Source organism: Nitrospirota bacterium (assembly GCA_020851375.1).
Lineage (GTDB): Bacteria > Nitrospirota > 9FT-COMBO-42-15 > HDB-SIOI813 > HDB-SIOI813 > RBG-16-43-11.
The window spans coordinates 1-24,431 of the sequence record JADZCV010000045.1 but is presented as its reverse complement, the minus strand read 5'-3'; the positions used below and the strand labels follow the sequence as shown (position 1 = coordinate 24,431).

Annotated in this window: 26 protein-coding genes; 14 read left to right on the top strand and 12 right to left on the bottom strand. The window is 44.7% G+C overall.

What is annotated here, in order from left to right; all coding sequences use genetic code 11:
• Positions 1-6 precede the first annotated feature (6 nt).
• From IT393_09480 to nth, 6 genes are all read right to left on the bottom strand, one after another.
• Complete coding sequence (locus IT393_09480) at positions 7-192, bottom strand: hypothetical protein (protein MCC7202873.1); 186 nt, start codon at positions 190-192, stop codon at positions 7-9.
• Between the two features lie 50 nt (positions 193-242).
• Positions 243-584 carry a hypothetical protein gene (locus tag IT393_09475; protein MCC7202872.1) on the bottom strand — a complete coding sequence of 114 codons (342 nt, stop codon included), beginning with the start codon at positions 582-584 and terminating at the stop codon, positions 243-245.
• A 1-nt stretch (position 585) separates the two neighbouring features.
• The gene (locus IT393_09470) at positions 586-2,736 is read right to left on the bottom strand and encodes an AAA family ATPase (protein ID MCC7202871.1); all 2,151 of its coding nucleotides are present in this window, start codon (positions 2,734-2,736) and stop codon (positions 586-588) included.
• 109 nt (positions 2,737-2,845) lie between these two features.
• Positions 2,846-3,019, bottom strand: coding sequence for a hypothetical protein (locus tag IT393_09465; protein ID MCC7202870.1), 174 nt, complete (start codon positions 3,017-3,019; stop codon positions 2,846-2,848).
• Positions 3,020-3,055: 36 nt separating this feature from the next.
• Positions 3,056-3,589, bottom strand: a complete 534-nt coding sequence (locus tag IT393_09460; protein MCC7202869.1) for a cob(I)yrinic acid a,c-diamide adenosyltransferase — start codon at positions 3,587-3,589, stop codon at positions 3,056-3,058.
• 21 nt (positions 3,590-3,610) lie between these two features.
• Complete coding sequence (nth, locus tag IT393_09455; protein ID MCC7202868.1) at positions 3,611-4,243, bottom strand: endonuclease III; 633 nt, start codon at positions 4,241-4,243, stop codon at positions 3,611-3,613.
• Between the two features lie 151 nt (positions 4,244-4,394).
• Between nth and IT393_09450 the strand changes: the two genes are divergently transcribed.
• On the top strand, positions 4,395-4,619 hold the full coding sequence (locus IT393_09450; protein MCC7202867.1) for a zinc ribbon domain-containing protein: 225 nt from the start codon (positions 4,395-4,397) through the stop codon (positions 4,617-4,619).
• An 18-nt stretch (positions 4,620-4,637) separates the two neighbouring features.
• On the opposite strand, the gene IT393_09445 is transcribed toward IT393_09450, so the two are convergent.
• Together IT393_09445 and IT393_09440 are read right to left on the bottom strand one after the other, a co-directional pair.
• Positions 4,638-5,078: a universal stress protein gene (locus tag IT393_09445; protein ID MCC7202866.1), complete on the bottom strand. Its 441-nt coding sequence runs from the start codon at positions 5,076-5,078 to the stop codon at positions 4,638-4,640.
• Positions 5,079-5,194: 116 nt separating this feature from the next.
• Positions 5,195-5,452 (bottom strand): hypothetical protein, encoded by a 258-nt coding sequence (locus tag IT393_09440; GenBank protein ID MCC7202865.1) that lies wholly within the window; start codon positions 5,450-5,452, stop codon positions 5,195-5,197.
• A gap of 129 nt (positions 5,453-5,581) precedes the next feature.
• On the opposite strand from IT393_09440, the gene IT393_09435 reads away from it, so the two are divergent.
• Both IT393_09435 and IT393_09430 read left to right on the top strand, forming a co-directional pair.
• Positions 5,582-6,244: an HAD-IA family hydrolase gene (locus IT393_09435; GenBank protein MCC7202864.1), complete on the top strand. Its 663-nt coding sequence runs from the start codon at positions 5,582-5,584 to the stop codon at positions 6,242-6,244.
• Positions 6,245-6,294: 50 nt separating this feature from the next.
• Positions 6,295-7,263: a DUF4382 domain-containing protein gene (locus IT393_09430; protein MCC7202863.1), complete on the top strand. Its 969-nt coding sequence runs from the start codon at positions 6,295-6,297 to the stop codon at positions 7,261-7,263.
• 17 nt (positions 7,264-7,280) lie between these two features.
• Here IT393_09430 and IT393_09425 read toward each other — a convergent pair whose 3' ends face one another.
• The 4 genes from IT393_09425 to IT393_09410 form a co-directional block, all read right to left on the bottom strand.
• The gene (locus IT393_09425) at positions 7,281-7,763 is read right to left on the bottom strand and encodes a universal stress protein (protein ID MCC7202862.1); all 483 of its coding nucleotides are present in this window, start codon (positions 7,761-7,763) and stop codon (positions 7,281-7,283) included.
• Positions 7,751-8,992 (bottom strand): NarK/NasA family nitrate transporter, encoded by a 1,242-nt coding sequence (locus tag IT393_09420; GenBank protein MCC7202861.1) that lies wholly within the window; start codon positions 8,990-8,992, stop codon positions 7,751-7,753. The genes IT393_09425 and IT393_09420 overlap by 13 nt, the downstream gene beginning before the upstream one ends.
• Before the next feature lie 125 nt (positions 8,993-9,117).
• The gene (locus IT393_09415) at positions 9,118-9,798 is read right to left on the bottom strand and encodes a response regulator transcription factor (GenBank protein MCC7202860.1); all 681 of its coding nucleotides are present in this window, start codon (positions 9,796-9,798) and stop codon (positions 9,118-9,120) included.
• Complete coding sequence (locus tag IT393_09410) at positions 9,788-12,007, bottom strand: HAMP domain-containing protein (GenBank protein MCC7202859.1); 2,220 nt, start codon at positions 12,005-12,007, stop codon at positions 9,788-9,790. Before IT393_09410 ends, IT393_09415 begins: the two co-directional genes overlap by 11 nt.
• Positions 12,008-12,028: 21 nt before the next feature.
• On the opposite strand from IT393_09410, the gene IT393_09405 reads away from it, so the two are divergent.
• From IT393_09405 to IT393_09355, 11 genes are all read left to right on the top strand, one after another.
• Positions 12,029-12,793, top strand: coding sequence for a ribonuclease H-like domain-containing protein (locus tag IT393_09405; GenBank protein MCC7202858.1), 765 nt, complete (start codon positions 12,029-12,031; stop codon positions 12,791-12,793).
• Positions 12,790-14,730, top strand: coding sequence for a carbon starvation protein A (locus tag IT393_09400; GenBank protein MCC7202857.1), 1,941 nt, complete (start codon positions 12,790-12,792; stop codon positions 14,728-14,730). The genes IT393_09405 and IT393_09400 overlap by 4 nt, the downstream gene beginning before the upstream one ends.
• 7 nt (positions 14,731-14,737) lie before the next feature.
• Positions 14,738-16,582, top strand: a complete 1,845-nt coding sequence (locus tag IT393_09395) for a hypothetical protein (protein MCC7202856.1) — start codon at positions 14,738-14,740, stop codon at positions 16,580-16,582.
• Positions 16,551-17,951: an aspartate ammonia-lyase gene (locus IT393_09390; protein MCC7202855.1), complete on the top strand. Its 1,401-nt coding sequence runs from the start codon at positions 16,551-16,553 to the stop codon at positions 17,949-17,951. Before IT393_09395 ends, IT393_09390 begins: the two co-directional genes overlap by 32 nt.
• Before the next feature lie 91 nt (positions 17,952-18,042).
• Positions 18,043-18,276, top strand: a complete 234-nt coding sequence (locus tag IT393_09385) for a ribbon-helix-helix protein, CopG family (protein MCC7202854.1) — start codon at positions 18,043-18,045, stop codon at positions 18,274-18,276.
• Positions 18,273-18,587 (top strand): type II toxin-antitoxin system PemK/MazF family toxin, encoded by a 315-nt coding sequence (locus IT393_09380; GenBank protein ID MCC7202853.1) that lies wholly within the window; start codon positions 18,273-18,275, stop codon positions 18,585-18,587. The genes IT393_09385 and IT393_09380 overlap by 4 nt, the downstream gene beginning before the upstream one ends.
• Before the next feature lie 68 nt (positions 18,588-18,655).
• A complete protein-coding gene (locus IT393_09375; protein MCC7202852.1) occupies positions 18,656-19,426 on the top strand; it encodes a VIT1/CCC1 transporter family protein in 771 nt (256 codons plus the stop codon).
• A gap of 7 nt (positions 19,427-19,433) precedes the next feature.
• Positions 19,434-21,077 (top strand): putative manganese-dependent inorganic diphosphatase, encoded by a 1,644-nt coding sequence (locus tag IT393_09370; GenBank protein MCC7202851.1) that lies wholly within the window; start codon positions 19,434-19,436, stop codon positions 21,075-21,077.
• A 42-nt stretch (positions 21,078-21,119) separates the two neighbouring features.
• Positions 21,120-21,953, top strand: a complete 834-nt coding sequence (locus tag IT393_09365; GenBank protein ID MCC7202850.1) for a hypothetical protein — start codon at positions 21,120-21,122, stop codon at positions 21,951-21,953.
• Entirely contained in the window at positions 21,946-22,998 is a 1,053-nt protein-coding gene (locus IT393_09360; GenBank protein MCC7202849.1) for a hypothetical protein, read from the top strand. Before IT393_09365 ends, IT393_09360 begins: the two co-directional genes overlap by 8 nt.
• Positions 22,999-23,056: 58 nt before the next feature.
• Positions 23,057-23,947 carry an ATP-grasp domain-containing protein gene (locus IT393_09355; GenBank protein ID MCC7202848.1) on the top strand — a complete coding sequence of 297 codons (891 nt, stop codon included), beginning with the start codon at positions 23,057-23,059 and terminating at the stop codon, positions 23,945-23,947.
• Positions 23,948-24,431: the final 484 nt, after the last annotated feature.

Here is a 24,431-nt window from a genome sequence, read left to right as displayed (position 1 = left end):
ACTATACTATTCCCTCTCGACCTTCAATTTCTTTTCAAGGGCAATTTCAGTCTCATCCTTTACATCAATCTTTTCAACACTTCCAAGAAGATCTTTCAGCTTGTCTGCGACATCCATGCAATCCTTAAATACTGACGAGTCCACCTCAACCTTTCCGTCTTTAGTAATCTTTATTTTTATTTGCCTGTCCATCATTACTACCTTCAGTCTTCTGCCTATCTACCTTCCGTCTGTTTACACATTCATCCCTTAAGCGTTATATGTATTTCCCCTGCCTCTTCCGTTTCCTTTGAGATCTCGAAGTCAAGCGGCAGGTTGTCTTTAATAGATTCATAGGCGTACAACTGTTTTATCCTGTCACTGATTTCCCGTGCCGGACGGGAGATTCCGCCAATCTCGTAGTTGGCAGCTTCCTTTGTCCTTGATACTGTAACCACCTCGCCATCCCTGTCAACCTCAATCTTGTCCTTAGTCTGACTTACTGAATAGTTCGTAATCTCGCCCTTCCTCTGCATCTCTGCAAGGGCGGCGATGACATATTTCTTTCTGGATAATTCAGTCTTTATTACGCAATAAAATGACATATCAAACGCCCATTTTGTCCACTACGTGATGATAGCTGAAAAACTTACCCAGAGCCTCACCATTCAGCAGCACCTCTTTTTCAAGTTCTGCAACGAGGCTCATGAGAACGTCCCGGTTTCTCTTGATTACAGCTTCTGTCTCTGCCTTTGCATTTTCCAATATTCTTTGTACATCGTCAAATATTTCCTTGCCTGATGTCAGTGCAAAGTCCTGCAATGCCAAAAGGCTTGTATTTCTTATTATGTCACCAAATCCGAATTCAACGACCATCTTCCTTGCGATAACCGTAGCCGCAATAAGGTCATGTGATGCGCCAACTGTCTTGGAGTCATTTCCAATAAGCTCCTCTTCAGCGACCATGCCTGCAAGTATGATCCCGATCTCTTTCTCGAGCTCTTTCTTGGTAAAGGTATGTTCCATTGAATCTGTAAGGGGCAGGTAGACAGTGTAATCCTTATATGTGTCCAGACTGATAAAAACAGGAGTCTTTCTGAAATGGTGCCACATCATGATAGTGTGAGAAGCCTCGTGTATGGCGATATTCCTCTTTTCCTGTTCACCAAGATTTTCCACACGTTGCAGGAAGAGGGAGCGTGAGGCAGGCCTTGCCCTCCTGTGACTCCATTTTCTAAGCTCGTCTATCTCTTCCTTTTTCAGGATTGAAAGGGGCGTTATGCTCCTGACGGAAGCAAGAACCGTAGCCTTGTTTACATCAAGGCCTGACAGTTCGCTGACCATCACTTCAGCATCTTCACCCGCCTTACCCTCATGCAGCCTGTTAAAGGTCGTCACAATGGAATCTTTCACAGCCTGCTCAATCTCGGCACCCGTGTATCCGTGACTATTCTGTGCATATTCCCTTAAATCAGACGGTGTTGTCTTCTGTCCACGGTTCTCCATGTGTATCTTGAATATTTCTTCCCTCTCCTCGACACTTGGCAGGTCTACAAAAAAGACCTCATCATATCTTCCTTTGCGCCACAACTCAGGAGGCAGGTTTTTTGGCTCATTTGCCGTTGCTATAACAAAAACAGGTTTTTCTTTTTCCTGCAGCCAGGTAACAAATGTCCCAAATACCCTAAGCTGCGTACCTGAATCACCCTGATAGCCTCCCACTCCGCCAAATGCCTTGTCTATCTCATCAATCCAGAGGATGCAGGGGCTTACAGCCTCTGCAAGCTGGATGCATTTTCTGATATTCTTTTCAGACTCACCGACTGTTGATCCAAATAATCTTCCAACATCGAGTCTAAGCAGCGGCAGGTTCCATATTCCGGCAAGGGCCTTGCAGCAAAGGCTTTTACCTGATCCTGGAACGCCGATAAGCATAAGTCCCCTTGGGATGTCAAGGCCGAGTGTGTCAATCCTCTCCTTGCTAAGGCGGAATACATGCTCCCTTTCAATGAACCACTTCTTGATTTCTCCAAGGCCGCCAATATGCTCAATTGTTTCCTTATGTGTATAGTAATCGAGTGTCTTCTGTTTTTTGATAATCTGCTGCTTCTCTTCCTGGATGAATGTTATGCAGTCTTCTGTAAGTTTACCGTTATTCCGCGTGATAGCCTTTCTGACAACCCTTCGAATGTTATCCATCGAAAGTCCCTGAAGGGACTTGTACAATATTGCCCTCGTTGAAGGATACCATTTCTCAGGAATAAGTTTCCCAAAGGTCGTTGTGACCATCTCCTCAATCTCATCATAGTCAGGAAGCGACAACTCAATTACCACGATATCCTCTTCCAGCTCAGGTGGAATCTCTGTCAGGGTAGGTGACAGGATGCATACTGTGTTCAGGGGGTGGTTCTCTTCTATAATAGCAGGCAAGTCCCTGAATTTTCTTAGAAATTCGTGTGAGTTAAAATATCCTGATATGTCTTTCAGCAGGAAGAGATTATTATCATTCTGGCTCTTTGCTATTTTCTCTTCAATCGTCGTCAGTACCTTTTCCCTGCCGAGTGCCTCCCACTTCTTTTTTTCACCGCTGTACAGCCCCCTTGATACAGACCAGCACCAGTATTTGAAGTCAGTTTCAGCGGCCAGGCCTTCAAGAAGTTTCTCTACCCTGCGCTCCTCGAAGGAAACAAGCCATAGCACAGGATATCTTGCTTCAACGTGAATCTTTATTTCATTCTTAAATTCTTTCGCATTCATGATAATCTCATTATATCACAACTGCCTCAACATTATCATCACTCAATACCCGTCTTTTTTGCAAATATCTCAACTTCCCTGGGCCTTCCTTCGGAAATTATCTTCTCTTTCAGTACCTAAGTGATACCTTGCATTCAGGACAGATAGATTCTATCTCCTTTGGCATGCCAAACTTTATAGGCGAAATCGGCGTGCCTGAGAATGTCTCAGACGGGTTTTCAATGACCTTTGAAGGGGTGTCTGTAACACCTATTGACTCTAATACATTATCTAATAGACTCATAGTAAACCCTCCTTATAAACTATATCAATGTCAGGACTAATAATCTATACCTTTTTGGGGCTCAATCCCGGTTTTAAAAGCGTGCTTGATGTCCTTCATCTCTGTAACTGTATGTGCCTTCTCAATCACCTCCTGGCAGGCATCCCGGCCTGTAAGTATCAGATGCATCAGTTTTGGTTTGCTGTTAATTAACCCTATGACTTGCTGAAGATCAACAAGGCCAAGTTCTACGGCATTGTTGATCTCGTCAAGTATCAGAATGTCGAAACCCCCGGAGATCATTTTATCCAGAGCCAGCTGCAATCCCTTTTGTGCGCTTTCTCTGTGCTCCTCAAAGGTATATGGACTTTCAATTATAGCTAAAAAGCCTTTTCCTGTCACATGTAATTCAACCTCAGGGGCTAATCGCTTTATACCGTCAAACTCGCCGGAATACATATCTCCTTTAATAAAACATATTATACAAACCTTCATGTTATGGCCGGCGGCCCTTAACGCAATGCCAAGGGCTGATGTAGTCTTGCCTTTACCGCTGCCTGTAATAACTATGACAAGTCCTGTCTTTTTCAGTGGCTCAAGAACTTTCAATTATCACATCCCATTAGACGGACAAATGTCATAGAGTGCACACTCATTGTGTTTTGGTTTTTTAGCCATACAAACAGCCCTGCCGTGAAATATCAGCAGATGAGATAAATGTCCCCATTCCTGTTTTTCTGTAATATTCATCAGATCCATTTCTATCTTTACGGGATCCTCATATTTTGTTAGGCCGAGCCTGAACGAGACCCTTTTAACATGGGTATCCACGGCAATACCCTCGTTTATCCCGTACGCATTATAAAGGACTATGTTGGCGGTCTTTCGGGCAACGCCTGGCAGGATAGTAAGTTCCTTCATGGTCTTTGGTACATTACCCCTGAACCTGTCTATAATCAATGTTGCAGCCGCCTGAATATTCTTTGCCTTAGTCTTATAGAAATTTACAGAGCGTACATCTTTTTGCAGGGATTCCAATGAGGTCTCTGAGAAATCCTTTATTGAACGGTATTTCTTAAAAAGTTCACCGGTGATTTTGTTGACGTGATTGTCTGTAGTCTGGGCAGAGAGGATTGTGGCCGCAAGGATTTCAAAAGGCGTGCTGAAATTGAGAGAAGTGCCAGCCTTTGGATATTTGAGTTTCAGACGTTTGATAATTTCTAAAACCTTATCACGGCCAGTCATGGTATTTGTATATAGAAAAAGAGTTTGATTAGTCAAGTTCTTATCATAGTAATCTGAAAAAATCAATAGCCATTATGAGGCGGTATACAGGTAAATTGACAAAACGCTTTCTGCGGTGCTAATATCAGGTTCATCAGAGGAGGTTGGAAGGATGCCATTGTATGAGTATAAGTGTGAGGATTGCGGGGCGCTGTTTGAAAGGCTTGTCTCACAAACAAACATTCAGACTGCCTGTGTTAATTGCGGTAGTGAACGCGTAAAAAAGCAGTTTTCAGTATTTGCCGCATCGGTTTCTCATGGCAGATCCGGAGACATGCCTCCCTCACCATGCGGGTCTTGTGAATCCCCGGGACGCGGCCAGTGCGGCATGGTTTAAATATGCGCCGGCTGATTACTATTCGTTTATCAGTAAGACAGGGCAGGGGGTGTTCCGTGTCACCCTGTCTGTTACACTTCCTATAAATAATTTTTCAATCCCTGAGTAGCGTTCAGTTGTCATTACGATCAGGTCAACCCGTCTTTTTTTAGCCTCAGCAATTATTTCGTGCGATATGTCCCCTTCTGCAAGGACTGTTTCCACATTATTGACCCCTGATTTGCGCACCGCTGACTCAGCATCTTCCAGCAGTTTTCTGCCCTCATCCAGCCACTCCTTGTGGATTGCAGTCCACTCAGGCGAGTTTGTGGTAAATGACTGAGACCTGTACCAGTTCTCAACTACATGTAGCAGGACAAGTCTTGCCCCTGAAATCCTGCTAAGATACATTGCAGTATCTATCCCTTTGTGAGAATGCTCCGGGGTATCAATTGGACAGAGAACAATTCGATATTCCATGCAGTGACTCCTGATTTCAGTAAAACACGTTATTATATCACAATCATAAAAAAACCCTTATCCCAGGATTATATGGGATAAGGGTTATAAGGAAGGATTGTTGTGTCAGAATGAAATTAATGGAAGGATTTGATCTGCTCAGGGGTAAATTTGTCTACCCGGACAACGCGCGCCTTGTTCCGGATAAATCGGGGAACCAGATTCATTGCCTCATTTTCGCTGTTTGCATTAATAATGGCATAGCCAGTGTGGTCCCCTGCAGTACAACCCCAATCGAACTTGCTAAGAACAGATGGTCCTTCTGACAGCATTTCGTCTAATGCCTTCAGACACTCCTCCTTTGTGTGTGGTGACTCAATTATGTATCTTTCCATCATACTCACCTCCTTACTAATGGTAATGATAATCAATCTCATAAACACTGTAGCATGTAAAAAATGTAGTGTAAATCACCTGAATGGTGTATTTTAAAAAAAGTCAGACGAATAAAAAATGGGGGGATTGTGAAGAATATTACTGCAGACCTTATTATATTTGATCTCGATGGAACATTAATAGATTCAAGTGAGGACATAGCATGGGCTGCAAATATGGCCATAGCTGATCTGGGGCACGGGAAGGTGAGCACGGAGAAGGTGAAAGAGGGGATTGGGTGGGGGGTGAAGTCACTGCTTGGCAAGATGATGCCGGATGAAGGGGCAGACCGTATAGAATATGCAAGGGTAAAGTTCCTTGAGTATTATTGGGGGCACAGTGTTGTAAGTACGTATATTTATCCTGGGGTAATGGAGACTATAGAATATTTTAGTCAGAGAGACACGATTATGGCAGTGGTAACAAATAAACCTGCTAAATTTTCAGAAAAGATACTCACTGAATTGGGTATTATAAAGTATTTCAGGATGGTACTTGGCGGTGATTCTGTCACAAACAGAAAACCTGATCCTGAGCCTCTTGAGAAGGTTATTTCTTACACAGGGGTAGAGAGAGAGAGGAGTCTTATTGTAGGAGACAGTCCTGTAGATTGCGAGGCCGGCAAGAAGGCAGGTATTGCAACAATTGGTGTTGAATATGGTTTCCGCAGCAGGAAAGAGCTTGAAGAGGCAGGATGTGATGTGATAATTAAAAAAATGAGTGAGCTAATAAATGTCTTGACAAGACATTAAAATGGGAATAAAATCCCAAATGAAGCAAACTTAAACAGGAAAGGACAACTATGAAGTTAAAATCTGGTCTTATTGCAATTGCAGGCATTATTTTCTTCACCGGAATTGTTGGATGCGGCAGTACGGGCAGTACAGGAGGAGAGCAATCCAGCGGCGCTAATGCAGGAAAAGTAGGGATACTCATCAAAGACGATCTGCTTTCTCGTCCGTCTGACAGAGCAAATGACATTCCGGAACTCTCACAACTATGGGTGACCATCAAAAAAGTTTCTATCATGAAGGGCAGTATTGAAAATGACAATGATTGTGGTAGCATGGATGAAGATAAATGGTTGACTGTATTCGAGGGAACTGCCAGATATGACCTGCTTACACTACAGGGTAATAATGCGTCCCTCATGTCACTGGTCCCAGTCCCGGCAGACATGGCTGGTTATTATGAAAAGGCAAGGATTGAATTGGATGAAACAACAGGCAAAAACTGTTTCTATGCACTTCCTGATGGTGTTGCTGATGACCCATTGAACCCATGTACGGATAACGATGCTTATCTGCTTAATGTCCCTTCCGGGAAGATTGATATAAAATTTAAGAACGATATTTATCTTGGTCCTGACACGACTGAATACATAGTCTTTGATCTGCTTCCTGCGGATTCTATCAAGATTGCAAATCCTGCTGGTCTTGATGAATATCAGTTGAGGCCGGTTATTCTCGCTTATACAATGCCATCATTGATTGATGACAAGGGCTGGGATGATATGAAAGTAGAGGAAGTCAAAGGGCTGATTACAGAGATAATCGGTTGTGACAACCCTGATCTGCCGGATACTCTGATTCTTTCTTCTGAGAATGATGGGGTCAATGTCAGTATTGATATAACAGAGGCCGTTATATCACTTGATGATTCAGCTGAGTTTGTTACATGCGGTTTCTTACTACCAGGTCAGAAAGTAGAGTTGCATGTTAGTCTCTCAAGTGATGGGACTATGACAGCTGATAAGATAGAGATGGAATAATCAGGCGTATCACTGGACTAATCAAAGACCCAGTAAACAGGACAAGGCGCTTTTCTGGTTATCTTGTTCATTATGCTCCAGGGAAGGAAGCGTTTCATTGGAATCCTGTGCAGAGACATTACTATCAGGTCAGCCTTTCGTTTCCTTGCCTCTGCAAGTATTTCAGTAATGATTTCTCCTTCCCTGAGCACTGTCTCAATATTAATTACGCCCTGTTCCCTGAGATTATCTTCTGCCTTCTCCAGTAATGCCCGTCCCTCGCCCAGCCACGTATCATGAATGTCACTCCATTCACGGGAATCCGTCGTCATTGGTTCAGCTTTATTCCATTTGTTTACAACAGTCAGAAGAATGAGGCGGGCACCGGATAGTTTGCTCAGGTATGCAGCCGTTTCCTCTCCCTTGATGGACAAGGCAGAGTCGTTGACAGGACATACTATACTCCTGTATTCATTTTGATCTTCTGTGGGTGGTGATTTGTATTCTTTTATGCTTCCCATGTCGGTTCACTTGAATATTCTCTCGTCTCAGGCAGAGCCTTGCCACCTTTCCCCACCCAGCTGGTGGTCCACTTTCTCTGGACGATGAGAAGTATAGACAAGGCTATTATTGCAGTTATGCCATATATGATAAACCCTAAAGAGTAATTTCCTATATACTGCATGGACCAGCCCATAATCATCGGGATAAACGCACCCCCAAGAGATCCGAATTCTCCCACTATGCCAGACGTAATGGCCTTGGCCTGTGGAAAGCGGAGAGGCAGCAACTGGAAGACTGAACCATTGCCTGCCCCCATCCCTGCTGCCATAATAAAAAGTGCAATTAGCAAGACATATAGTGACGGGAGTGAACTTGCTGCCAGGGCGCCTATAAGAATGATTATGTATATGCCGCTCAGGGCTCGTATGCCGCCAAACCTGTCAGCGAACCAGCCGCCGACTACACGTACCGCACTTGCGGAGAACCCAACGAGGATCATGAATTGTCCGGCCGCAACCTTGCTTATTCCATACTGGTCTGCTACAAAGGTTGGCACGAAACTGGCGAACCCGACAAATCCACCGAAGGTCACCCAATAAAGGATGTTAAATACCCATATATCCTTTTCTGCCAATACCTTAAGGTATTGGGTAGCCTTTTTCTTCTCCATCTTATCAGGTGGTTCTTTTGCAACAATCCACATAAGGACAAGAACGACGATAATAGGGATTGCGAAAAAGCCGTATACGACATTCCAGCCATACATCTCAGCAAGGGGCGGGGCAAAAAGTCCGGCGAATATTGTTCCGCTGTTTCCGGCGCCGGCTATACCCATAGCCAGTCCCTGGTACTGTGGTGGGAACCAGCCGGCCCCAAGTGGAAGGGCGACTGCAAAACTTGCCCCTGCCACACCAAGGAGAGCCCCCATTAAAAGTACCTCAGCATAGGTATTTACAAAGGCAAATCCATAGAACATGGCTGCAATAGTTATAGCAAGTCCGATTATTGCTGCAGTTTTTCGACCAACTATTTCAGCCACAAGCCCAAGGGGGATCCTAAGTACAGACCCGGCCAGGACGGGTATTGACAACATGAGTCCCTTTTGTGAAGGTGAAAGACCAAGTTGCTGGCTTATAAATGGTGCCATTGCCGCGTTTACCATCCAGCACATGAAGCTCATGTCGAAGTAAAGAAATGCCATAAGAAGAGTGGGGGGGTGGCCCGATTTCCAGAATCCTTTTGCCATGATGCACCTCCTTTAATGGAGCTAAAAATAGCAAAATTGCAATAAGGCAGTAAATCGCTCATAAGGATGAAAACAGCTAACTATGGGGCGCAGGAAATGGCTCAGGCGAGTGATTTCGGCTAACACTATAGGGTGTCTTGTGCGGGCTTCTCGCGCAGATAGCAGACTGCTGCCTCTGTCCTCCCCTTCACTTCCAGTTTTTTATAAATAGTCTGAAGGTGGGATTTGACTGTTTCAATGGAAATAAACATGGAATCGGCAATCTCCTTATTGCTTCTACCGTCTGCCAGCAGTTTCACGATCTGGACCTCTCTATCGGTCAGTGCTGACAATTTTGATGCATTGCCGGGTGTAAAGTGCAAATTGTCTTTAGTTGCCATGCTTATCCTTGAAATAATTCGTGGTGTCCGGTTCGCAATAAACGGCGATATAATTTCTTCGCCCTTGTAAGTGCTCTTTATTATGCGAATAAATTCCCTGTGGTCTGCATCCTTGAGTATATAGCCGAGTGCGCCATTGCGCATAGCGGAGATTATTCTTTCATCATCGTCATGAACTGAAAGCATCAATATCTTTGAATCCTGTTTTCGTTCAAGGATCAGTCGGGTGGCATCTATGCCATCCATTTTCGGCATATCTACATCCATCAGCACTATGTCAGGATTGAATTCCTGGGACAGGGTGCAGGCGTCCTGACCATTTGCAGCCTCAGCTACAACCCTGATATCCCTCTCCTGTTCAATCAGATATTTAAGACTCTGGCGAAACAGACGCTGGTCATCGGCAATAAGAATTTTAATTGGCATTCCCGCTCCTTCTGACGAGTGGCATCTCTATTTTGAATACAGCGCCACCGCTGATTTTGTTCTCGGCCCATATCCTTCCGCCATGTGCGTTCACTACAACCTTGCAAAAATAGAGTCCCAAACCAGTTCCTGACTTGATATTTTCGATATCCTTTTTATAGAACAGATCGAACACATTTGACAAGTCAGATAATGGGATTCCCGGTCCCTCATCTTCAATGGAAAATACGAGCGATGAATTATCATCAGGGATGTGCTGTTGATTGGATTGGAATTCAATCCTGATCGTCCCTTCAGGCGGCGAGTGTCTGATCGCATTACTCATCAGGTTTATGAAGACGCGCTGGATACGTCTCTTGTCACCTTCGACTGATATGTCATCTCTGCCGTTTATTTCGATAATATTTTTTTTCTCCATTGCTTCAATCCTTAAAAGAGATACGACCTCAGACAGCGCATCAGACAATGAAAAAGATGAGTAAATCAACGGAAGTTCGCTGTAGCTTACCTGGTGCACATCAAGGACATCGTTTATAAGACAAAGGGTAAGCTCGCAGGTAGAAATCAAGTCAGTATATATCCCGCTGTTTGCCGGGGCACCTGTTAATGAGGGTGCATCCCTTAACATTTCAAGCGTCTTTTTTACCGCAATGATGGGATTTCTCAGGTCGTGGGCAAATGTGGATGAAAACCGGCTCAGGGCAGCGACCCGCTCTGTGTTGAGTAGCTGCTGTTCAAGCCGTTTCCTCTCAGTTATATCTGTAAATACCTCTATGGTTGATGATGTGCCGTCAAGGTTCTTTATCCTGGAGTGTGTAATTATATATGAGCGGCCTTTGTTTGTATCAGCCTCAAGCGTATGGGGCCTGAAATCCTCTTCTTTTCTGACGGAGCAGTTATTGCAGGGCAGATCCTCAAATCCGAATACCTCTCTGCAGGACTTTCCGATAGAGTCCCTGCCAAGTTCTTTTATGAATTTTGTGTTCATATGTTTGATCCTGCAGTCCTGATCCAGTATGATCAACCCATCTCCGATATTATCCATTACAGTGTTTAATTTATCCTTCTCAAGCCGTATCTCGTCAAATTTGCTTCCCAGGTTCTTTGCCATCTGTGTAAAATTATCAGCGAGCTGTTCAATCTCATCACCGGTATTTATATTCAGGTCATGATTTAGTTCGCCCTGTCCCATTAGCTCCACACCCCTGCTCAGGTCTTTGATCGGTTTTGCAATCCATTTTCCGGTAACATATACAAAGAAGGAAAGAAGGAGTATGGCAGCAGGACTTATTAATAAAGTCTTCCTGAGGAGATCATAAAAAGGGGAATATGAGTCCTGATAAAATTGGCTCACAAGTACATACAGCTTTCTTCCCTCTGAAACAGTTTCTCCTGAATCAATTTCAGTACTGACCGGAGAGTAGCCTGTTATGCTGCTTGTAATGCCATGTTCTTCACTATGTGTCCTCATCCAGCCTGGTTTCGTTGATGAGAGCTGGTGAAGCATGCTGTTGCTGATATTGTGGCCCGGGAAAGATGAAAGAGAGCACGCCAGAAGTGTCCCGTCTGAGGAAACAAGGTCAGTATGGCCGGTTTTCCATATCCTGAGGTTGTAGATGACACTAAAAACCTCCCTGAGGTCATATAGTATGTTGAGTGTTCCGGCTATTTCACCCGTCAAACTTTCTGTAATTGGAGCTGACATTGATATTGAAGAGGTCTGATTGAGTCCGTCAATATCAATGTCATAGAGGAAGAATCTTTCAACAAATGTCCTTGTGGACTGTTTCCGGGAATATATTCTGCCCTGGGTTGCGGCCATGGTGACGCCTTTTTTGTTTGTGACAAGGATCGAGATTACCTCATCACCACGCTCCTTCTGGTACCGCTCAATATAACGTTCAATATCTGAGCCGGAGAGAGAATTGAAGTTTGTGCCCAGCATTGCGGCGAGTGATCTTGCATCCTGAGCCTTCTTATCTATTATCATGTCAATCTTTCTGGAAGTCTCTGTTGCAATTGTCTGGAATACAGGGCCAAAGGAGTCCTCAATACCACGGGTTTCTGTCATGAAGGTAAAGATAAGGCTGACAAGTCCGGATATCAGTCCTACGGCCAGCAGGGCAATGACAATTTTAAGCTGTATCCCGAATCTTTTTCTGAACATGGTGAGGTCTGTAATATTATCACACCCTTGATTAAACTTCATTATGATATTAAAATTGACTGAATGATCAGACGTACTTTCTGTTTCCTGCCGGGTATCGGCACAAGGTTTGAGAGGCATATATGGAAGGAGGGGGCTGTCACCTGGAATGACTTTCTTGGGAAAAGTCATATCAGGGGCATTTCTCCGGTAAGAAAACATATGCTTGACATGAGGCTGACGGGGGCATTATCGGCATTGAACAATTGTGACAGTTCTTACTTTGTATCAAGATTGAATCACAATGAACACTGGAGACTCTTTGATGAGTTCCGGAAGGATTCGGTATGTCTTGATATTGAGACAACAGGGACTTATCCTGGTGAAGATGCCGTGACTGTTGTTGGATTGTATGACTGTAATGGCATGAAGACATATATTCAGGGAATAAATCTGGACCAAAGGGCATTGTCTGATGTCCTGTCAGGCTATAAACTCCTGATTACATTCTCAGGGCGCAGTTTTGATGTCCCATTTCTTAAAAAGTGTATGCCCGGGTTTAATATAAATTTCCCGCATTTTGACCTCTGTCTGGCAGGACACAAACTCGGGATGAGGGGTGGTCTTAAGAAGTTTGAGGCATATCTGGGGATAAGGAGGGATGATGACATCACAGGAATGAGCGGTTATGATGCAGTTATTCTGTGGAACCGTTATATCAATGGCGACAACAGGGCATTGGACCTGCTGATAAGATATAATGAGGCGGATACAAGAAACCTGTTCGATCTTGCTGAGATGTTTTATAAACGGCTGTGCAGCAAATATATTCAGGGGACCCGATCATGAAACTGTCAACGCTAATTACTGTAATACTTGCTATTGTCGGGTCATTCGCCCTTTCTGTTGTTACCAGAATAATAAACCCTGCTGAGAAGGTTAATGCGCTCTGGCTTGTTGTTGCTGCTGCATGTCTTTTTATAATCGTATACAGGCTATATGGAGCATTCATAACTGCAAAGGTGCTTTCACTGGATGACAGGCGGCTTACACCATCGAAAAGGCTGGCAGACGGGCGGGACTATCATCCTACTCATAAGTGGGTGTTGTTTGGCCACCACTTTGCGGCAATAGCCGGCGCTGGTCCCCTTATAGGACCTGTCCTTGCAGCGCAATTCGGATATCTTCCGGGATTTTTATGGATTTTGATTGGGGCCTCTTTTGGAGGGGCTGTGCATGATACTGTCATCCTCGCAGCATCTGTGAGGAGAAACGGCAGGTCTCTCGCGCAGATTGCAAAGGATGAGGTTGGTCCGGTTGCCGGTGTTACAGCCGCCCTTGCCATTCTCTTCATTATCCTGGTTGCCCTTGCAGGACTTGGACTTGCTGTGGTTAATGCGCTTACGAAGAGTGCATGGGGGACATTTACCATAGCTGCTACCATGCCAATAGCATTGTTTATGGGCATTTATCTGTATAAAATCCGGTATGGAAAGGTTGGTGAGGTAAGCGCCATTGGGGTTATTCTCCTCCTGACCGCTGTAATTGCCGGGAGGTATGTTCCTGGTTCTTTCCTTGAACCTTATTTTAATCTCTCGCGCACCACCCTTGTCTTTTGCATGGCTGCATATGGTTTTATAGCATCAGTTCTTCCTGTCTGGCTTCTTCTGTGTCCCAGGGATTATCTCTCAACTTATATGAAGATAGGGACAGTCGCGCTCCTTGCTTCCGGTGTCATAATCCTTGCCCCTGATATCCAGATGCCTGCAGTTACAGCGTTTGTTGGCGGGGGCGGCCCGGTAATCCCCGGGGCTGTGTTTCCCTTCATGTTTATAACTATAGCATGCGGTGCAATCTCAGGATTTCACTCCCTCATTTCTTCAGGGACTACGCCCAAGATGATTCAGAAAGAGTCGGAGATTAAGGTGATAGGTTTTGGAGCCATGCTGACAGAGGGTTTTGTTGCAGTCATCGCTGTAGTTGCAGCAACAATACTGATACCAGGTGATTATTTTGCAATAAACACTACCTTGCCCTTTGATGTGCTTGCTCAAATGGGTTTCCCTGTCTCTAAAGTTCAGGAGTTGTCAGGCATGGTTGGGACTGATGTGGCCGGACGGCCCGGCGGGGCAGTATCCCTTGCCGTTGGGATGGCGTACATATTCTCGAACCTTCCGGGAATGAAGGGACTGATGCCGTACTGGTATAACTTTGCACTGATGTTTGAGGCGCTCTTTATCCTGACAACAGTAGACACAGGGACAAGGGTCGCAAGGTTTATATTGCAGGAATTAGGCGGTTATGCTTACAGACCGCTCGCCAGGACAAACTGGATGCCCGGTACCATCCTTACAAGCCTTGTAGTAGTTGGTGCATGGGGCTACCTGATATACTCAGGCAGTATATCCACCATATGGCCTATGTTTGGTGTTGCAAATCAGCTCCTGGCAGCCCTCGCATTCTGCGTCGGAACGACTATCCTCATAAAAATGGACAGGCTTAAGTATGCATGGGTGACATTTATCCCCATGGTCTTTATGTTTGTAATGACAATGACAGCCTCATATAAACTCCTCTACATGTTTTTAGGGAAGGCGACTAAGGCTGCAACACCTACCGAGGCCATTGCATTCAGGCTTGATGCCGGACTCGTGGCAGCTATGGCAATACTCGCGATTATCGTTGTCATAGATTCATTTGTTAAGTGGTACGGTTATCTTGCAGGGAAGCGGGAGGTTATTACGAGTGAGGTTGTTGAATGGGCAACTGAGATGGAGGTGCGGTAGGAGGAAAATGAAAAAGGGTATATGGATTTCATTAGTGCTAATCGTTACACTTAATATGCTGTGCACTGTGTCTGAAGGTGTTACAGTAAGTGATAATACAAAAGGTGGTTATGCGAGGAAGATATTCATATCCGGAAATTACCTCTACCTTGCAGACTGGAATTCCGGGCTGCATATATATGACATAACATATCCCTACCGGCCGGTTCACCTGACAAATGTCCATACGCCGGGATCTCCTAAGGGGATTTTTGTAAAAGACAACATTGCCTATGTTGGTGATGATGACCATGGACTTCAAATCATTGATGTGAGCGATCCTCTAAACTCCAGGATAGTAGGCCACTATCAGACCCAGGGACTTGCCTATATTGTAGAGGTCGTGGATAACATGGTCTATGTGGCTGACCACAGGGGAGGGGTTTCAATTATTGATGTCAAAGATCCACGGGATCCCAAACTACTGAGCAGGTTTGATACAAAGGGGCTTGCATGGGGGATAACTGTAAGTGATGGATATGCATATGTTGCAGCTGATAAGTCCGGCCTTCTTATTGTAGATGCGCGTAATCCTGTAAATCCTGTAATCGCTTCCGCTTATCCGGAAGCGGTGGGAGCTGAGGATGTATTTGTTGATAAAGGATATGCCTTTGTCGTGTCATATGATTCCGGACTCCACATCCTGGATGTAAAGGATCCTGTGCATCCGGTGATTGCAGGCAGGATGAAGACGCCTGGGAATGCGAGGGGAATAACTTCAGCTGGACGATATGCCTACATAGCTGACTGGAAGAGTGGTCTGCAGATAGTGGATGCAGGCAATCCCGCAAGTCCTGTGATTAAAGGCGCTCTCGATACAAAAGGTATGGCATGGGATGTCAAGGTTAAGGGTGATTATGCGTATGTGGCGGATTGGGAAGGCGGAATTAAGGTTATTGATATCAGGGATCCGGAAAAACCGATTGAAGCCGGGGGGTATGGATATTATGGTTATGCTCATGATCTCTATGTCAGGGGGAAGTATGTGTATCTGGCTGCCGGTTCAAAGGGAATGCAGGTAATAGATATAAGCAATCCTGATAACCCTGCATGGATTGCCGAACTGGAACTGCCGGGGAATTCAGTAGATTTATTTGTTCGTGACAATCTGGCGTTTATCGGAGCCGGAGATGCCGGTTTGCACATCGTTGATATCAGTGATATATACAGGCCAGGAAGAATTGGTGGTCTTGACACAAGGGGTATAGCAAGTCATGTAGTCGTAGAGGGTAATAAAGCCTTTATTGCTGATGGAGAAGATGGCATAGCGGTGGTTGACGTATCAGATCCTGCAAGACCGGCCTTAATTGGAAATTACAAGACTGCGAATATCCCCTGTGGTATCGCTGTATCAGACGGGGATCTTTATATTGCAGAGAGGGGGGTGGGGCTTAGTGTCGTTGAAGCAGGCGAAATGAAAGATCCAGTAAAGAAGACACAATTTAGTATGGATAACATTGGTAATATTTATATCAATGGCAAATATGGTTATGCAGTGGCTGATGACAGCATTGTTTTGCTTGATGTTTCTGATCCTTTGCTGATAAGGAAGATTAGTACTAAAAAGGTGCCATATCCCATCAGGAATATACTACAGCATAAAAACAGGCTTTATGTGGCAGGCAGAAAAAAAATAACTTCTTTTGATATTAGTCAGCCCGGGAAACTGAGGTGGGCGATAGAATATGAGTTTGTTGATGGGATAGAAAACATATTTATCGGTGATGATGGCAACATCTATGTGGCAGCAGGAAGTGACGGTCTTAGGGTACTTATAATTGATGAAAAAAGCAAGACGACAATTCAGGATTGAGCGAGACACAATGGGTGAGCTAAATGTCCCTGCGGGCGCTTACTACGGCATCCAGACTGTACGCGCTATTGAGAACTTTCCTATAAGCGGTATTCTGCAATATAAGGAATTCATTATTGCAACAGCCATGATAAAAAAGGCTGCTGCGCTCGCAAATATGGAAGTTGGAAAACTTGACAGGCAGAGAGGTAATGCAATTACAAAGGCTTCAGGAGAAATAGTTGAAGGCATGTTGCACGACCAGTTCGTTGTTGATGTCTTTCAGGCAGGCGCCGGTACATCCCACAACATGAATGCCAATGAGATAATAGCAAACAGGGCGATAGAGATACTTGGAGGCAAAAGAGGCGACTACTCGGTTATACATCCGAATAACCATGTAAATATGTCCCAATCAACCAATGATGTATTTCCCACTGCAATGCGGATTGCGGCAGTAATTGCAACTGATAAGCTGATTGCTGTGCTGAAAGAATTGTCGAAGGCGTTTCACAAAAAAGGCAGGGAATTTGATAAAGTGATCAAATCAGGCAGGACACATCTTCAGGATGCGGTTCCAATAAGGCTTGGTCAGGAATTTAGGGCATACGGAGTAATAATAGATAGTGTGCTACATGAGATTCAACAGGCAAGGGGACGCATGCTCATCTCTGGCATAGGTGGTTCTGCCGTAGGCACAGGTTTAAATACGCACCCCCAATTTCAAAAGAAAATAATCAGGCATCTAAGGGAGATTACAGGCCTGAGATTGACCGGATCCGGCAATCTGATCGCCTCTATGCAGAGCATGGGAGATTTTGTATCTCTGTCCGGGGCCCTGCGCCTTCTTTCTATCGAATTGATAAAAATTGCGAATGATCTAAGGCTTATGAGCTCAGGTCCCCTGACTGGCCTTGCTGAGATACGTCTCCCTGCAGTCCAGCCCGGTTCTTCAATCATGCCTGGCAAGGTCAATCCGGTTATGGCAGAGGTGCTAAACATGACCGCCTTTCAGGTCATTGGAAACGATACGGCGATAACACTTGCGGCACAGGCTGGCCAGCTCGAACTAAATGTCATGATGCCTGTTATTAATCACAATTTGCAGCAGTCCATCCACCTGATGACGAATGTCCTGCAATTGTTTGCTGACAGGTGTGTAAAGGGGATTGAGGCAAATAAGGAACGTTGCAGGGAGTTTGCCGACAGGAGCATATCTCTTGCTACAATACTCAATCAGGTTATAGGATATGAGGCCGCCGCCAGGATAACAAAGGAGGCGCTGGCATCAGGCAGGACTGTCAGGGACATTGTCATAGAGAAAGGCATAATGTCCAAAAGAGAAGCTGAAAGTATATTAGATCCATTCAGAATGACCCGGGGAAAATAGGGACAGCGACTATTTTCCCCGTAGTGGAATTGACATTAGATCTCATGTTGGATATTATAGCTATAAATAATCACATTATTTAGAGGGGCTTATGAGGACTATTCAAATGACGCTGGATGACGACCTTGTGGAAGCCGTTGATGGAATTGTCAGGAAATTGCACACAACACGTTCTGCTTTTACCAGGAAGGCATTGAAAGAGGCTATTAAGCAAGTAAACACGGAACTTCTTGAAAAAAAACATAAAAGAGGCTACGCTCGTTATCCTGTTGATAAGACCGAATTCAGTGTTTGGGAATCAGAGCAGAACTGGGGTGATGAATGAAGCGTGGAGAGGTGAGGTGGTACAAATTCACGAACCCTGACAAAATGCGCCCTGTTGTCATATTAACCAGGAATTCCATATTGGAATATTTGGGTGAAGTTACAGTTGCCCCTGTAACTTCTGCAATCAGAGACATCCCGAGCGAAGTATTTTTATCGAAGAATGACGGTATGAATAATGATTGTGCTATTAATTGCGATCACTTACAGACCGTATCAAAGGCAAACATTGGTTCCTTGATCACTACGTTATCAATGGAAAAAATGTTTGAAGTGCGCAGCGCTATCTCTTTCGCATTAAATCTGTCATAGACAGCAGATTGCCGTATCCTCTTCTTTCAGTTGTCAAATCACCTGCAAATGCCATATAATCAATCATTGTGCAGATAACATTGCCACAAATCGTAAAGACCTGGTTTGGAAACAGGGATGAGGTGCAGCATCCTCATAAAAGGTATCATGATGAGGACTGGCATACGCCCAAAGGGAGGCAGATCCGGGAAGTGGTCTTTGGGATGAATGACGGGCTTGTAAGTACTGTTGGCTTTGTGGCAGGAGTTACAGGCTCCATCAATAACAGCCGGATAGTCTTTCTCACAGGCATGGCTGCGATGATTGCCGGCGCTGTTTCCATGTTCCTCGGGGCCTATCTTGCATCCAAGTCACAGAAAGAGTTCTTTGAGCGGGAGATAGAGCGTGAAAAGAGAGAGATAATTGAGTCCCCTGAGAAGGAGCGTCAGGAGATAAGAGATATATTTACTGACCACGGATTTACAGAGGATGAGGTTGAGATGATAGTGCACAGGGTTACTTCAGATAAGGATAGATGGATTAAGTTCATGATGAGGGATGAGCTTGGGATTGTAGATGAAGACTTTGACAATCCGGTAAAGGTGGGCGTGATCATGGGGATATCATTTATCATAGGCGGGCTGCCGCTGATATTCCCGTTTGCTTTTATTCATGACTCAATGGGTGCGCTAAAGTTCAGCATCGCGCTTGCCCTTGCCATTCTTTTAGGGTTAGGGATCGGCAAGACTGTGCTGACCAGGACGCACTGGTTAAAGAGCAGCGCAGAGACTGTTCTGCTTGGTTCTCTTGCCGCAGGCATTGGATATATCTTCGGCAGGATATTTTCTGTCGCAGTATAATACGATTATGTCAGATCAGAATATATATGTAATTGGTCACCGAAATCCTGACACGGATTCCATATGTGCTGCCATTGCCTATTCCCGTCTTAAGCAGCTTACGGGCAGTACGAATATAATTGCTGCCAGGGCAGGGGCTATAAACGTTCAGACAGAATTTGTCCTCAACCGGTTTGGCATTGAACCACCACTTTATCTGCCGGATGTGAGGATACGGGTGCAGGATGTAATGACCTCTGAGCCGCTCTCAGTTCATCTTGAAATGCCTGTAGGCGATGTGCTTGATTTGATGAATAACTATGACCTCCTGATGGTCCCGGTGACAGACAGGGACGGACGTTACAGAGGTGCTATAACGCTTCATGACCTTGCAAAATTCTATGCGCGTCATGCAGATGCTGCTACGTCCAACCGTATAGTGGCCTCCTTAATTGGAATATCAAAGGCGATACAGGGGAATTCCTTATTCCTATTTGATGAAAATGACGCAAGGCCTGGCAGGATAGTTGTCGGCGCAATGGAGACAGAAGGCTTCCGGCAGGTCATGGAATACTATTCAGGAGAAGGATGTGTAGTTATTGTCGGAGACAGGAGGGAGATTCAGAGACTTGCAATTGAGGGGCAGGCGCGATGCCTTATTGTAACAGGTGGTTTCCTGCCGGAGAAATCAGTCCTTGATATGGCGCAGAAAAACAGGGTCAGCGTTATTTCATCGCCATATGATACAGCGACTACTGTCAGATTGATGCACCTGAGTACACCTGCAAAAGAGGTCTTCTCAAGTGAATTCTTCTCTGTTTCACCGTATGACCTTCTGCTTGATGTCAAGTCAAAGATGCTTGATTCCTCACTTCGGGGTTGTCCTGTCGTTGATACTGACGGAAAGCTCACAGGCATCCTGACAAGGACTAATATGCTTAAGGATATCAGAAAAAAGGTCATACTTGTTGATCACAATGAGGCAAGCCAGGCTATCCCTGGAATCGAAGAGGCAGAAGTAACAGAAGTATTTGATCATCACCGTATAGGGAGTTTTCAGACGCTTCATCCGATCCTTTTTGTTGTTGAACCGGTTGGCTGCACGAATACACTCATCGCCGAGTTATACCTGAAACATGGTGTGGAGCCTGAGCCGCCTTATGCAGGTATCATGTTGGCAGCAATATTATCTGATACAGTCATACTTAAGTCACCCACTACGACAGACAGGGACCGGAAGGCCGCTGCTTATCTGGCTGGTATAGCGGGCCTGGACATTCAACAGTTGGGTGAGGAGTTGTTTAATGCGAGTTCAGATCTTTTGAAGAAGTCGCCTGATGAGATAATCAGGACTGATTACAAGGTTTACGAAGTCGGAAAGGAAAAAATAGGGATAGGGCAGATTGAAGTAATTGAGATGATGACGTTTGAAAAGATAAAAGAGTCGCTTCTCGAATCTCTCAACAAGATTATGATTGAAGACAGGTTGACACTTGCCTGCCTGCTTGTGTCTGATATAATTTATGAAAACAGTCTTCTGTTATTTACCGGAGATTCCGGCATAATTACAAAAATAGGTTATCCTGTTATTACCCCAAATATTGCTGATCTTAAAGGGGTCCTTTCAAGGAAGAAGCAGCTTGTTCCAAGAATTCTTAGTGTTCTTAAATAAAAAGACTTGACATTCATCTTATTTGGGAATATTATCCCAAATATGAGCGAGGATGTTAAAAAGACACTGTTTGCAGCAATAGTAAGTCTTCTGCGACCTTTGGTCAGGATATTGTTGCGTAATGGTGTGCCATACGGGACATTTGCAGATCTTGCAAAGTATGTCTATGTAAAGGTTGCTATGGAAGAGTTCGGACTCCCCAATAAAAGGCAGACGGCTTCCCGTGTTTCAGTAATTACCGGATTGACACGCAAGGAGGTCAGCAGGGTTCAGGGGCTTTCAGACACAGGAAATGAAGAGACTGTTGAGCGATATAACAGGGCTGCAAGGGTCGTTACCGGCTGGGTTCGTGACAGCAGGTTCACTGATAGCAGGGGTAACCCGGCAGAACTGGCAATTGACGGGAGCGGGGCGACGTTCAGTGAGCTTGTAAGGCATTATAGCGGCGACATGCCTGTCAGGGCAGTGCTTGACGAGCTTGAAAGGGTCGGTGTGATTGACCATCTGCCTTCTGGCCGTATCAGTCTTCTTACGCGGGCGTATGTTCCTGCTGCGAGTGATGTTGAAAAACTTGGCATTCTTGGTACGGATGTCAGAGATCTTATATCTACGATTGACAATAATATTACCAGGGAAGCCGGTCAGAGATTTCTTCAGAGAAAGGTTTCCTATGATAATCTTCCTGCTGAGTTTCTGCCGGAAATCCGGCAGGTATCAGTGCAAAAGGGGCAAGTACTCCTCGAAGAATTGGATGCCTGGTTATCACAACATGACAGGGATAACAATCCATCTATCCGCGGCACAGGCAGGCATCGGGCTGGTATAGGTGTGTACTACTTTGAAGAAGAAACAAGAGAGGAGAAGGATAATGAATAGATGGTCAGTTAGTAAAATGGTTTTTCCGTGGTTATTGCTTCTGGTGGTTACTTCATGCGGGACAACGACTGACTATGCAGGCGGTGGAATTGGGGGAACCGGGATAAGTGTGGGAAGGATAACTAACTTCGGAAGCGTGTGGGTAAACGGTGTTGAATATTCCACATCTGGAGCTATTATTTGGATCGAGGGAAGTGGTGAATCAACTTCAGATGGAACTCAGGCATACGACCGTGGCTTATTGGACGAAGGAAAGATAGTGACGGTTCATTGGGAGAACGATGCCAATGGGAATCCTGTAGCAAAGCGGATTGAGTTCAAAGATAACCTTGAAGGGGTTGTGACTGCCGTTGATGTTGCAGCTCAAACGATTGATGTGATGGGGCAGACGATTAAAGTAGATGTATCAACATGGTTTAAGAATTCAATAACTGATGAGAAGATTCCTCCTGGTGACGTCAATGCTATACTTGGGGAGATAGTTCAAGGGAATGTCATTGAGGTAAGTGGATTTGTTGTAGATTCCAATGGTACGATTCAGGCTGCTTATATTGAGTTAAAATCAAATGACTTCGTGCCAGGCATAACTAAAGTGGAGATCAAGGGAGTTATCGCGAACTTAACAGATACTCCTGAAGTCTGTACATTTAACATAGGTACACTAACCGTGGCCTGTGACAGTGTTAATGAACTTCCGCCTGGTGGGCTAAGTAATAATTTGTATGTGGAAGTGAAAGGCACTATTGATTTGAGCAGCGGCATGGTATTGAAAGCCAGTAAGATCGAAATTGAAGATGATATCTTTGATAAAGCCGGGGACGAAAGTATTGAGCTGGAAGGGTTTGTTACACGCAGTGTGGATGAAAGCGGGCAATTTGAGATTAATGGATTGCCGGTTAGCATAATTACGGGTATAACAAAATTTAAGGATGGTGCTACTGTGGTTGATATTCAGACTGGTGTTAAGATCGAGGTTGAGGGGAAAGTAGACGCAAACGGCGTCCTTATTGCCAGCGAGATAGATATAAAGTCGTCTGATCATTAGAATAATGATTCTCATGACGACTATAATTATTAATAAGAGTCGTGTTTGACAGGTAACAATGCTGCACAACAGAAGCATATTGATAACTGGTATAGGAAGTCCTGCCGGACGTTCTGCTGTAACCTATTTCAAGGCGAAGTCATTTAGTATAACAGGTACAGACATGCGTGATGTCAGGCGCGCGGTTGATACATTCTATATTACCCCGCAGGCGGATGATCTTAATTATGTTTCAACCCTGATGGATATTATAAGAAGAGAACGCCCTTCGTTGCTTATACCGACGATTATTGAAGAGCTTCCGGTCATCTCTTCCATTAAAAAGGAGATTGAATGGGAGGGATGCAGTGTATTAATTTCATCTCAAACGGCAATTGATATTACTAATGACAGGTTAAAGACGGCAGTAATAATGGCAGGCCATGGCATTGCAGTGCCGGCATATTGCGACGAAGTAACGCCTGCAGATGTAATCGCAGAAAGACTCGGGTTTCCTCTTCTTTCAAAACCGCGTTTTCGCAGGAACGGCAGGGATGTCGTCATCTACAAGAGATATGAGGACCTGTATGATACGACCAGGGAAGGCCTCGTGTTTCAGGAACTTATACCAGGCGCTGTATTTAATCTGAATTTGTTTGTTGAAAAGGGTGGCGGGATAATGTCGGCAGTAGTGCTCGAAAAGACCTCTTTAAACAGTGACCTATCAGGGAATGTCCTTTCTGTCGAAAGGGTTGACAGGCCGGAAATTGTCAGAATAGGTGCCAGGGCCGCTGGAATCCTAAACCTTGAGGGTCCTGTTAGCATGGATATAGGATTAAGAAGCAATTATCTGCCGGTTCTTCTGGATATTAATGCGAGGCTTGGAAGTAATGCCCTTCTTGCATGGGAGACTCTGGATTGCCTCCTTGACGCATGGAAAAGATTACTGATGACTGGAAGTTACAGATGAGAGAAAAATCCGTTAGTGATATTGATATGAATTGCATGAGAACACTACTATTAATATTTATGTTACTTGTTATTATGGCACTTTCTGCCTCTGTCTATTACCTGTCTACAGGTTTGGGTTCCCTGTTTTAGTTCTCAATACTTTCAAAGAATGTCTGATTTAAAAATGGTGTTATAATAGTTGCAGGTCTTTAAGAAAGGATCAGCAGGCGAATGCTATGAAAACAGAACGCCGTATATCCGCAGGCGGTGTAGTCTTTCGTCGAACTGACGATCGTACGGAGGTAGCACTCATCGCAGTCAAGGATGGGATGGTTTGGTGTCTTCCCAAGGGACTTGTTGAAAAAGGGGAGAATATAGGTAAGCGTTTAATTAACCCCATCTTCCCCTGATTTACCTGATATGACATGATGATCCTGGAGATAACAAAGGGGGGATCAATCATGTCGGAGAACAATAAAGAAGAGCAGTATGGTGAGAAGTAT